Below are 12,466 nucleotides of genomic sequence, written 5' to 3'. Positions count from 1 at the left end.
AATATTGCATAGAAAACGAGGTGAAGAAATGCAGGCAGACAGAGATAAAGTAATGAGACTTCTTAAAACAGCAAGAGGGCAGATAGATGGAATTATTAAAATGGTTGAAGAGGACCGATATTGTATAGACATATCCAGACAATTAATGTCGGCTTCAGCAATACTTAATACAACTAACAAGGAAGTGCTTTCGGCACATTTGAAGAGCTGTATTAATTGTGCAGAGACAAAAGAAGAAAGAGATGCAAAAGTTGATGAAATGATGGCAATAATAAGTAAGATATCGAAATAATATTGCAAAAATCGCTCAGAAATGGAGAATAGCGAGAAAAATAATGTTGATACGATTATTTTTCTCACAGCTAAATGTGTTGCAGGCACCACATTTAGCCTTAATCGCAGAGCAAAATCTGAAATTTTGCTCGCGAATCCTCCGGCATAATATGCCTGCGGATTGGAGAATATTATGAAAGACAAGTTTAGTATAACCGGGATGTCATGTGCTGCCTGCCAGTCACGAGTTGAGAAAGCTGTGAACGGATTAGATGGAGTATCTGTTGCAAGTGTTAATCTTCTGACTAATAGTATGGTAGCTGACTATGATGAAAATATTTTAAGTTGTGATGATATTATTAAAGCTGTAGAGAAGGCGGGATACGGAGCAAAAGTTGTCTCAGATAATGAAGCGGGAAAAAGTTCTGCTAATAAAGCTGGTGATAAAACTAAAACTAATGGAGAAGCAGATGCTAATGAGAAAATATATGCAGATTTCAAAAGACGTCTTATAGTATCGTTTGCATTTCTTATACCGTTAATGTATGTTTCTATGGGACATATGGTCGGTCTGCCGCTTCCAGGGTTCCTGTCAGGTCATAGTAATGCAGTTTCATTTGCATTTACACAGTTTCTATTGTGTATTCCGGTTCTATATGTTAACCGGATATATTTTAAGAGAGGCTTTAAAGCATTATTTCATTTGAATCCTAATATGGACAGCCTGATTGCAGTTGGTTCAAGTGCTGCACTTATATATGGAATATTTGCAATATACAGAATGAGTTATGCACTTGGTGCAGGCGATATGGAAGTAGTAATGAGATATCATCATGATTTATATTTTGAATCATCAGTTATGATATTATCACTTATTACAGTAGGTAAATTCTTAGAGGCTAAATCTAAGGGGAAGACGAGTGAAGCACTTAGGAAACTTATGGATATGGCACCTAAGAAAGCTATTATCGAGGTAAATGGCGAACAGAAAGAAGTGTCTGTTGATGAAGTTAAAGTATCTGATATAGTAATAGTTAAACCGGGCAGCAATATACCTGTAGATGGTATTATTATAGAGGGAAGTACCAGTGTTGATGAGGCTGCTATTACAGGAGAGAGTATTCCGGTAGAAAAAGCAGCAGGTGATGAAGTTATCGCAGCTACAATTAACAAGACAGGTTTTGTTAAGGTAAAGGCATCAAGAGTTGGTGCAGACACTACATTTTCTAAGATAATAGAACTTGTAGACGAGGCAAGCGCAAGCAAAGCACCGATAGCTAAGATTGCAGATAAGATATCAGGAATATTTGTGCCGGTAGTAATGGCTATCGCAGTGATAACATTTGTGGTATGGCTTATATCAGGTGCGACATTTGAATTTGCTTTATCGTGTGCAATATGTGTATTGGTTATTTCATGCCCATGTGCATTGGGACTTGCTACACCTGTTGCCATTATGGTTGGTACGGGAAAAGGTGCTGAGAATGGAATACTTATTAAATCTGGAGAAGCATTAGAGGTTGCACATAGCATTGATACAGTGGTTTTCGATAAGACAGGAACTATAACAATTGGTAAACCTGTCGTAACAGATATAAGTGCAATTGGTATGAGCGAAGATGAACTCTTAGATATCGCATATGCAATAGAAGAGAAGAGTGAACATCCATTAGCAAATGCAATCGTTGAATATTCTAAAGAACATATGGGCAGATATAAGCTTGAAAGATTTAATGCAATATCTGGAAAAGGCGTTGAAGCATTTGCAGGGAATAGCAGATTTATCACAGGAAATGAGAAGTTCATTAATGAAAATGGTATTAAGTTAAGTGAAAATGAGAAAAATACAATAGATAATCTGGCAAATGAGGGTAAGACACCATTATTATTTGCAAGAGACAGTAAATTAATCGGAATTATAGCAGTAGCAGATGTTATTAAGGGAAGCAGTCCATTAGCAATAAGAAAACTAAAATCTATGGGAATAAAAGTTATAATGCTGACCGGTGATAATAAAGTTACTGCAAATGGAATAGGAAAATCACTTGAATTAGATGATATTATTGCTGAAGTATTACCACAGGATAAGGAGTCAGTTATCTCTGAGCTTAAGAAAACAGGAAGAAAAGTTGCGATGGTCGGTGATGGAATAAATGATGCACCTGCACTTGTGAGAGCGGATGTCGGAATTGCGATTTCAAATGGAACGGATGTAGCGATTGAAAGCGCTGATATTATTCTGATGAAGAATGATTTATTAGATGTTGTAACCGCTATCAGATTAAGTAAAAGTGTAATCAGAAATATAAAAGAGAATTTATTCTGGGCATTTTTCTATAACATATTAGGAATACCATTGGCAGCAGGTGTGTACTATAATACATTTGGATGGAAGCTAAACCCGATGTTCGGTGCAGCAGCAATGAGCCTTAGCAGTGTATTTGTAGTTACAAATGCTTTGAGACTGAGATTCTTTAAGAAAGATAGAGATGAGCCGGAAACAGACAGTAAAAATGCTATTGGCATAGAAGTAATAAAAACTTCAGAAAATAATGATAAAGATAATAAAGTTAATATAAACAATATATCAAATAAAAAAACAACAGTTGAAAAGGAGAAAGAAAATATGATAGTATTAAGAGTAGACGGTATGATGTGTAAAAATTGCGTGGCACACGTAGAGAAAGCATTGAATTCATTAAATGGAGTATCAGCTAGAGCAGACTTAGAAAGTAAACTTGTAACAGTTGACAATCCTGAAAATGTTTCAGCAGATGCTATGATTGCAGCAGTTAAAGAAGCCGGATATGATGCCGTATTAGAAAAATAATTCTGACCAAAGATGAAAGGTGAACATATAATTGAAGAAGAATAACCGAGCTAAGATTTTAATAAATATTGTATTTATAGCGATAATAATAGGCGTTATCTGCAAAGTATTTGGCGGACAGTCAGAAGAAATAATTGAGCAGATTAGTAAAATGACATTTGCAACATTATTTATTATAATTTTATGCAGTGCATTTTTTAATGCAGCAGATGGACTTGCCTATTATGTAATGGCTAAAAGATATAATGATAATTTCAAATGGTATCAGGGAGTTGGATGTTCTTATTATTGTGCATTTTTCAGGCTGACTACATTCGGAAGCGGTACGGCTGCTTCCGGAATGTATTATCTTCATAAATATAATGTTCCGATGCAGAATAGTTTTGGAATGATTACGATTAATTATATAGTCCAGAAGATTGCCATTGTATTAATGTGTTTAATCTTCTTTATAGGAAATTATGGAATTATGAAAGAATACTATAGTGAGTATTTTGAGTATGTATTACTTGGCGTAATTGTAACGGTACTTGTAGCAATAGCACTTCTTACTGTGGTACTCTGGAAGAAAATCCATGATTTTTTGTTGTTTTTAGCTGAAAAAGTAATTAAGAATATTGAACTAAAGGAACGTATAAAATTACTAGAAAATAAATTAGAGTCATTAAGGGAAGAAAGCAGGATAATGCTTAAAGAAAAGGGAACAATGTTAAAACTTCTCCTGCTTAATATGATTAAATATCTGGGTTGGTATATGATTCCGTGCGTTGTATTAGGCTATACGGATATAAGTAATATAATAAGAGGTTTATGTATATCTGCTTTAGCTTCAGCACTCATAGGGGTTATACCATCACCCGGGGCAAGTGGTTCAACAGAGGCAATGTTTTATGTGTTATTCTTAGCAGTAACAGATAAGGCAGAGGCAGTAGCCGTAATGCTTATGTATCGTTGTTTTACATATATATTTCCGTTTATGATTGGTGGAATTGTGATTTTGGTCAAAAGGATAATGGATAAAAGAAGATATAAAAAAATATTAGATATGCAGATAAAATAGTCAGAAAATTAGTCTGATTCGATAAAGTGAATTGCTATGTCAATTCATTTTATTGCACTTATTGCACAGTAAAAGCTTTTGTAAAGAAAGCTTTTATATTATATCAGAAGAGAGGCAATGGATAAAATGTATTATATGTTTAACAAACCTAAAGGTTGTATAACAGCAAGGACAGATGAGAAACATAAAACAGTAATGGATTATTTTCCGGAAGATATGAGACATATTCTGCATCCGGTTGGCAGGCTTGATAAGGATACGGAGGGGTTTCTTATCATAACGAATGACGGAATATTTAATCAGAGGCTTATGCATCCGGAATTTCATGTGCCAAAGACATATTATTTTCATGCGTTGGGAATTCTTGATGATGAGAAGATAAGAAAGTTACAAAGCGGTGTAGAACTTATAGGGGAAAAAGATTTATTCAAGGCTGAAAGCATTGAAGTTGACGGAACGGGCAATATTAAAGAAATTTCAAACCTTATAGCAGGTACAAAGTTTGAAAAAGCAGCAAGAAACCCGAGAAACGGACAGACTATATCAGGTAAAATAACAATAACTGAGGGTAAGAAGCATCAGGTAAAGAGAATGCTGAAGGCAGTAGGTTGTTATGTGATATATCTAAAGAGGACACAGATAGGAGAAGTGTCAATTGATGAGAATTTGAAAACAGGTGAATATAGGGAGTTTACAGAAGAAGAAATTCATTTGTTAAACAAATAAATACTACACTAAGTTGTTGATAAATTAACCCAGATAAGGTATAATTTATATATAAAATGTGGTTTGGCAAGAAGGAGAGAAGTACTTTGAAAATTGGCAAGAATAGAATATCTTCTTCGATTATTGTAGTAATTATTATGATGACGATTGTTATAAGTATCGGAAGCATATATATAAGTTATATGGAAGGTCGATATGACACCATACAGAAAAAGGAAATTAATTATGAAACTGATCAGGTAGTTAAGAACATAAAGAAACAGATTGCTGATAATTTCTATTATCTAAAATACTTTTCAAAAAATATTTCGGATACATCTGAATTAAAGTGTGATTTAGAAGTTAACAAAATCAAGTCTGTTAGGACAGGTGAAAAATTTTATTTAATTGGTATTGCAGACAAAGACGGTAATGCGTGTGATATTAATGGGGATAAATATGATATTTCATCAGAAGAATATTTTGTTAATTCGATGAACAATGAATACGTTATTACTAATACAATAATTGATGAAAATAAGAAGTATAATATTTATAGTATACCAATCAAACATGAAGAAGACGTGGTTGGGGTTCTTTATGCCAAAAAATACACAGACGAAATTGAATATGGAATTAATGAAGATGATATGGAGATAGAGAAAGATATATGGGTTGTAGATCATGATGGAACTATAATTTTTGATACAACAGGCGAGGAGATGCCTGAGAATGAGAATAAGAAGGTAAGAACTCATAATTTTATAGATAAGTTAGAAGAATTAGATAATTCAACACGTACAACTGATAAGTTATCTAAGGCAGTAAGTTCTAATGAACCAGCATTTATAAGGATAAAATATCATAAGGCGAAGATAGCATATGTTAAACCTATGGATGTGAACGACTGGAAGATAATTACTATTATATCGCATGATAAGTTTAATAAATATATGGCTCAGTCATTAGACAGGTTTAATCAGTTAGTATATATATTTGCAGTTATCTACGGTGCAACCCTGCTTGTGGTATTAGTTATTCAGAACAAGAATAGAAAGAAGATTGAACATATTGCATATGTAGATGAGGTAACAGGTGGCAAATCATTTACAAAATTTAAAGATGAGGTAGACAAACTTATTAAGAGTGCATCAGATGAGTATGCATTAGTAGATTTAGATGTTGATAAATTCAAATATATTAACGACATTTTTGGATATGAAGAAGGTAATAATGTTATAAGATTTATATGGGGAGAGATTAATAACATTATGGAGACGGGAGAAGTATTTGCACATTACAGAGCGGACCAGTTCGTATTGTTCCTGAAGGCAAATGATATGGATCATGTCATAAAGAGAATGGAAATGTTATCGTTAACTGTACAGAAACGTGGAGTCCAGAAAGAGAAGAACTATGAGATAATTCTATCGATTGGTATATATCCGGTAGATAGAAAATTCTTTAATATTGATACGGCGATAGACAGGGCAGACCTTACTAAGAAATCTATTAAAGGTAAGCATAGTAAAGTATATGCCATATATGATGATACATTGAGACAGAAAGAGCTTAGAGACCAGGAAATTGAAAATATGATGGAAAAAGCCATTAAAGATGAAGAATTCAAAGTGTATTATCAACCAAAATATAATTCATCAAATAGTGAATTAACAGGTTCAGAGGCGCTTGTAAGATGGTATAATGAAGAATGTGGTATGCTTTTTCCAAATGAATTCATACCGGTATTTGAGAACAATGGTTTCATAGTTGAATTAGATGAATATATGTTTGAACATGTATGTATGGATATAAGAAAATGGTTAGATTCAGGTTATAATGTAGTGCCTGTATCAGTTAATATGTCTCAGTTACAGTTATATAATTCAAGATTTATAGAAGAATATACAGCAATACTTAAGAAATATGATGTGCCGGCTGAATATATCCAATTGGAGATGACAGAAACAACATTATTCTCTGAAACGGATGCTTTAATAGATACAATTGATAAGTTACATAAAGCAGGATTCAAGATTCTAATGGATGATTTCGGAACAGGTTATTCGTCACTTAATATGCTTAAAAGCATTCCGGTAGATATTCTGAAATTAGATAAGAGTTTTGTAGATGACATTGGTGATTCGAAAGGTGACATAGTTGTATCAACTATCGTATCATTAGGTCAGTTACTTGATATGAAGATAGTTGCAGAAGGTGTTGAGACTAAAGAACAGTATGAGTTCTTAAGAGATATTTTCTGTGATGAGATACAGGGATATTATTTCTCAAGACCAATTTCATCGGAAGAATATATTAAAAAGATGACGAAAGGGGCATTGTAGTATGGCAGTTAAGAGAATACTTATTTCGGAAGCGAAAGAAGGCATGGAACTTGCGGGGGATGTCTATGATACTAAAGGCAGACTCATTGCGCCTTTTGGTACAGTGCTTGATAAAGAGATAATAAGGAAACTTGAGAATTATGATGTAGTTGTACTTAAAATTATTGTGAAATCTGATATAGATGATATATTTATGGAAAGCAGTGCTTATGAGAGAAGTGAGGAATCAGGATATTTCGAGAAGATAAAACAATCAGAAGATTTTAAGACATTCAGATATAGTTTTGAAGAATCCGTTGACGAACTTAGTAATAAGTTAAATGAAGTTGTATACAAGAATGAAGAAATCGATATAAATGGATTGTTAGAATCCGTTAAGAAAGTCATTAATTCTAATAGTTCCAGATATAATCTTATGGATATCTTGAGCTGTATGAGAGGTTATGATGATTTAACATTCGCACATTCTATGAGTGTTTCGCTGATATGCAATGTATTTGCTGGATGGCTGGGATATGGTGCGAAAGATGTTGAATTATTAACGGCAGCAGGACTTCTGCACGATATTGGTAAAATTAAGATACCTAAAGAGATTATTGCGAAACCATCACGACTTACTGATGAGGAATATAGAATTATAAAAATGCATCCGATATTAGGCTATGAGATACTTAAGAGTCAGCCGGTTGATAACAGGATAAGAAATGCTGCATTAATGCACCATGAGAAATGCGATGGTTCGGGATATCCACAGGGATTAAAGAGAAACCAGATAGATGATGTGGCAAAAATTGTGGCGATTGCAGATGTATATGATGCAATGACGGCGAATCGTGTATACAGAGAGGGAATGTCACCGTTTGATGTTATCGAATATTTTGAAATGTGTATCGATATATTTGAACCGGGATATCTTATGATATTTCTTCAGAAAATAGCATTGTTATATGTGGGGAGTACAGTTCTTCTTACTGATGGAACAGAGGGAAAGATAATAATGATTAATAGTACTTCGCTAGGCAGACCTGTTGTATTATCGACTAATAACAAAGCAATAGATTTGTCCAAGGACAAATCTATTAAAATTGCTAAACTTATTTAGTTGTGTAGACTAATATTCCGTTCGGAAGAAGAAGTTCATTTTTGTAATTTATTGAGAACAGAACAGATTTCTTAGGAAATGTAATAGAATAATCGTTTGTACTGCAATTCAGTACGACGGTTATTTTATTTTTGCCATCATCGGTAAATCTTTCATAACAGATTATTCTCGGATTATCAGGTATATTAATAAATTTATACAGATTACTTCTAAACGCAGGATTATCGTTACGAAGTGCAATAAGTGATTTCATAAGAGAAATTCTGTCATGATATTCACCGCGGTTAATTTTATTCCAAGGCATACAACGACGACAGTCAGGGTCGTAACTACCCTCCATAGCTATTTCTGTACCATAATATATACATACAGTTCCGGGCATTGTAAATAATACTGCTAATTGCTGATAGAATATATGAATATTATTTAATTTAGTTGCGAGACGAATAGTATCGTGAGAGTCTAAAAGGTTGAATAATACGCGGTTAACCTGCTCAGGATACATAGTGAAGCATCTGTTTATGGCATATAATAAATCAGTAGAAGATTTCTTAGAATCCTGCCAGAAAGCATCAATACTGTCTCCGAAAGGATAATTCATTACAGAATCGTATTCATCACCACGAAGCCAAGGCATACTGTCGTGCCATAACTCGCCAAGTATATAGAAATCAGATTTGAGAGCCTTTAATTCCCTATGAATCTCTTTGCATAATGTATGGGAAATTTCACCTGCCACATCAAGACGTATACCATCAATATCATATTTTAATATCCAGCTTTTAAGAACCTTGATAATATATCTGATTACTCGCGGATTATTAGTGTTTAACTTAGGCATACCATCATAGAAGCTGAAAGTATAGTAGTTGCCTGACTTCGAATCAGAGGACCTTCCAGTATTCTTAAAAGGCCATGAATTAATCATAAACCAGTCATAATATTTAGACTCAGGACCATTTTGCAAAATGTCCTGCCAAGGTTTAAAAAATATACCAGTATGATTAAATACACCGTCCATCATTACACGAATACCGTGGTTGTGGGCATCAGAAACGAGTTCAATCATATCCTCATCAGTACCAAAGTGTGGATCAATCTTTGTAAAACTCATAGTGTCATATTTATGATTACTTTTAGCCTTACATACAGGAGTTAAGTAAAGACCTGTAATTCCAAGGTCGGCAAGATAGTCAAGTTTGCTTGTGATTCCCTTGATATCTCCACCATAATAGTCATTATATTTAACAGGTTTATCGGCAGAACCCCATGGTTTAACATTTTTAGGATTGATGTCAGGATTGCCATTGCAGAACCGGTCAATGAAAATCTGATACCAGACAGTGTCATTTACCCAGTCAGGAGTTCTTATAATATCAGAAGGATTCATCCATGGGAACATAAATACCTGTTCACGACCTTTGAAATTCTTAAGTTCGGCAGGAGTATAGAAACGGTCCTCATACATATGATACTTCTCGTTTTCATTTTCAATAATAAAATGATATGCAAGACGTTTATACTTAGGTGCAATCTTAATACTCCAGAAGATGTGATGCTCAAGATATTTTACATCCGTCATCTCGATTGTTTCAATTTTATAGCGACTGTTAGAACCCATAATACCTGTAGAAAAAGGATCACAATAACAAAGTGTTATTTTGTCAACGTCATATCCTGTCTTAATTGAAATAATAATATTGTCATCATCGAGACAATAACAGTAGTTATCAGTACAACGATGATATATAGCTGCTAAATTCATATTTACCTCTTTTCTGAGCGACTTGCTGTGAAGAGACGAAGAGAAATTTGCACAGGCGATTTCTCTTCTGCCATAAAAGCTATTTGCTTTTGCTCTGAAGCAAATAACAGTGTGAAAAATAAGTGTATCAATATTATTTTTTCACACTAACCTCATTTCTTAAAATTCAAGTTCACTTTGATTTTGTAATTTACTAAGGGTACTGTTATGGAATTTGCTCGAAAATGTTACATCTTCGCCAAACCATTCAGGACCACTAAAAGAATTAGCCTCATCCTCAGAGCTGAATTCGACTTCTGCGATTATAAGTCCCTTAAATATTCCTTCAAATATATCTAATTCGATTGTGTAATTATTATAAGGAATCAGGTAACGTTTCTTAGTAATTATATTCCCATCAGCTTTCTTAAGCAGATGGGAATAACTATCTGCAGTAAGCGGAAGATTATATTCTTCTCGGGATAGTAAGCCTTTTGATTTGTAAGTAAGATAATAGGTGTCATCTTCTTTACGGATACGGACTACCGGCTCTGTACACAGATATGCCTGTTCTATAAGATGAAATCTGCATAATTCTAAATTGTCAGGTAAACTTGTAATTAGAAACTTTCTTTCTATTTCCATTATTTTTTACACCAACCTCCGTTTGGTATTACGATTTTTTATATAGAATATTTTAACATATAAGCCTTGAAAAATGTATATTTAAATAATAAAAAAAATCTAAAATGATGAAAAAATATCAGGAATATGTTATACTGTCAGTGTTATAAGGCTAAGTCTATGGAAAAGGAGAAAAAATTATGGTATACGCATTTTTAGCAGATGGTTTTGAAGAAGTAGAAGCATTAATGGTAGTTGATATATTAAGAAGAGCTGGTATTGAGACAGTTACTGTATCGGTCTCAGATAATTATGAAGTTAAAAGTTCGCATAACATTGTAATTAAGGCAGATGCTTTAATTAAAGATGTAGATTTTGATAAAGCAGAATTAATATTCCTGCCAGGAGGAATACCTGGAACACCTAATCTTGCAGCATGCAAGACATTAGTGGCTAATATTAAAGATTTTAATAATAAAGGCAAAAGACTTGCGGCAATATGTGCAGCTCCTAGTATCTTAGGAGAACTCGGAATCTTAGAAGGTAAGTTAGTAAGCTGCTACCCGGGATATGAAGATTCGTTAAAAGGTGCAACCTATAAACGTGAGAAAGTCATAACAGATGGAAATGTAACAACAGCAAGAGGATTAGGTGCTGCTATTGATATGGGACTTGAATTAGTTGCGATATTAAAGAGTAAAGATGAGGCTGATTCAATAGCAGAGAAGATACAGTTAGTATAATGCATATATCGTGTTAGAAAGGTGCGAATTAATATTGAAGAAATTAAATATAAGATTAACGAAGATAATATGTGTTGCCGGTGCATTAGTATTAGTAATCGGAAGTATGACTGCCTGTGGTAAGAAGAAAAAGATTTCATACGGAGATACAGAGGGCGTTGTTACTGGCTCGTTAGATATTAATGATAGTGGTGTGAAATTTAATCTTGATAATGTAATTGCACCAGCGGGAAGTGACATAGATTACACATCAGGTATTAAGACATCGGGTGAAACAGATGATTATTCACTCGAGGTAAATGCAGTGAATGTCAGAAATGATAAACCAGGAACATATACTGCTAATTATACTGTCAAATCAGGTGGAAGTACATATACAGACAGCATTAAGGTAACAATATCTGATAATGGCAAGAACGCACAGGAAGCTGAGAATCATGGAAATAGTGACTCGGAAAATGGCCAGGCAGGCAATTCAGCTGCCAATGCAGGCGATATAAATAGTGGAAGTAACAGCGGCAATAATGGTGCAGGTAGTGGAAACACTTCTAATAATGGAAACACTTCAAACAATAATGGAAACACTTCAAACAATAATGGAAACAGTAATTCTGGAAATAATTCAAATTCAGAAAGTAACGGAGGCAGTCAGACTAAGCCGACAGCACCGAAGGAGCTTATTACAGACGGAAGTAAGACCTATAGAGTATCTAAGATACCTAATGCTACTATCGAATTGTTATCAGGAGATGTAGTGACAATAAGCTGTTCTACTAATAAATATATCGTATCGACAAGGACTGATGAAAGTACGGTGCAGAAGAATGGACATAATTATAAAGTGACAAAATTAATTGTATTATTTAACACAGGTGTAGAACAGACTTTAGAAACTGTAGAAAAAAAGATAGACTAAAAGATTTCTTTATGATATAATACTACGATGTCACATTGCCTTTAGTTAAAATGAAAAGGTTAGAAAGAAAATATTGCAGATATACTGCTAAAAATAGCTAAGCCGTAGTATACGGCAGAATGGA

Annotated in this window: 10 protein-coding genes; 8 read left to right on the top strand and 2 right to left on the bottom strand. The window is 33.9% G+C overall.

Going from position 1 to position 12,466, the window contains the following annotated elements; genetic code table 11:
* Window positions 1-28: 28 nt before the first annotated feature.
* From OCV48_RS05435 to OCV48_RS05410, 6 genes are all read left to right on the top strand, one after another.
* Window positions 29-292 (top strand): metal-sensing transcriptional repressor, encoded by a 264-nt coding sequence (locus OCV48_RS05435; protein ID WP_021983871.1) that lies wholly within the window; start codon window positions 29-31, stop codon window positions 290-292.
* A gap of 174 nt (window positions 293-466) precedes the next feature.
* Entirely contained in the window at window positions 467-3,103 is a 2,637-nt protein-coding gene (locus OCV48_RS05430) for a heavy metal translocating P-type ATPase (RefSeq protein WP_262559144.1), read from the top strand.
* A 31-nt stretch (window positions 3,104-3,134) separates the two neighbouring features.
* Window positions 3,135-4,163 carry a lysylphosphatidylglycerol synthase transmembrane domain-containing protein gene (locus OCV48_RS05425; protein ID WP_021983869.1) on the top strand — a complete coding sequence of 343 codons (1,029 nt, stop codon included), beginning with the start codon at window positions 3,135-3,137 and terminating at the stop codon, window positions 4,161-4,163.
* Window positions 4,164-4,280: 117 nt separating this feature from the next.
* A complete protein-coding gene (locus OCV48_RS05420) occupies window positions 4,281-4,889 on the top strand; it encodes a pseudouridine synthase (protein ID WP_147591345.1) in 609 nt (202 codons plus the stop codon).
* A gap of 86 nt (window positions 4,890-4,975) precedes the next feature.
* Window positions 4,976-7,213: a bifunctional diguanylate cyclase/phosphodiesterase gene (locus OCV48_RS05415; protein WP_262559140.1), complete on the top strand. Its 2,238-nt coding sequence runs from the start codon at window positions 4,976-4,978 to the stop codon at window positions 7,211-7,213.
* 1 nt (window position 7,214) lies between these two features.
* The gene (locus tag OCV48_RS05410; protein ID WP_021983866.1) at window positions 7,215-8,315 is read left to right on the top strand and encodes an HD-GYP domain-containing protein; all 1,101 of its coding nucleotides are present in this window, start codon (window positions 7,215-7,217) and stop codon (window positions 8,313-8,315) included.
* Here OCV48_RS05410 and OCV48_RS05405 read toward each other — a convergent pair.
* Entirely contained in the window at window positions 8,308-10,080 is a 1,773-nt protein-coding gene (locus OCV48_RS05405) for a glycoside hydrolase family 13 protein (RefSeq protein WP_147591343.1), read from the bottom strand. The genes OCV48_RS05410 and OCV48_RS05405 overlap by 8 nt on opposite strands.
* Before the next feature lie 159 nt (window positions 10,081-10,239).
* Window positions 10,240-10,704, bottom strand: a complete 465-nt coding sequence (locus OCV48_RS05400) for a CYTH domain-containing protein (protein WP_147591342.1) — start codon at window positions 10,702-10,704, stop codon at window positions 10,240-10,242.
* A 179-nt stretch (window positions 10,705-10,883) separates the two neighbouring features.
* Between OCV48_RS05400 and OCV48_RS05395 the strand changes: the two genes are divergently transcribed.
* Complete coding sequence (locus tag OCV48_RS05395; RefSeq protein ID WP_021983863.1) at window positions 10,884-11,426, top strand: DJ-1 family glyoxalase III; 543 nt, start codon at window positions 10,884-10,886, stop codon at window positions 11,424-11,426.
* Between the two features lie 34 nt (window positions 11,427-11,460).
* Window positions 11,461-12,342: a hypothetical protein gene (locus OCV48_RS05390; RefSeq protein ID WP_147591341.1), complete on the top strand. Its 882-nt coding sequence runs from the start codon at window positions 11,461-11,463 to the stop codon at window positions 12,340-12,342.
* Window positions 12,343-12,466 lie beyond the last annotated feature (124 nt).

Origin of the sequence: Bovifimicola ammoniilytica, from assembly GCF_025567085.1 — a bacterium.
In the GTDB taxonomy this organism is placed as follows: domain Bacteria; phylum Bacillota; class Clostridia; order Lachnospirales; family Lachnospiraceae; genus Bovifimicola; species Bovifimicola ammoniilytica.
Note: the sequence above shows the minus strand (reverse complement) of the source record. Positions and strands in the feature narration are given on the sequence as shown.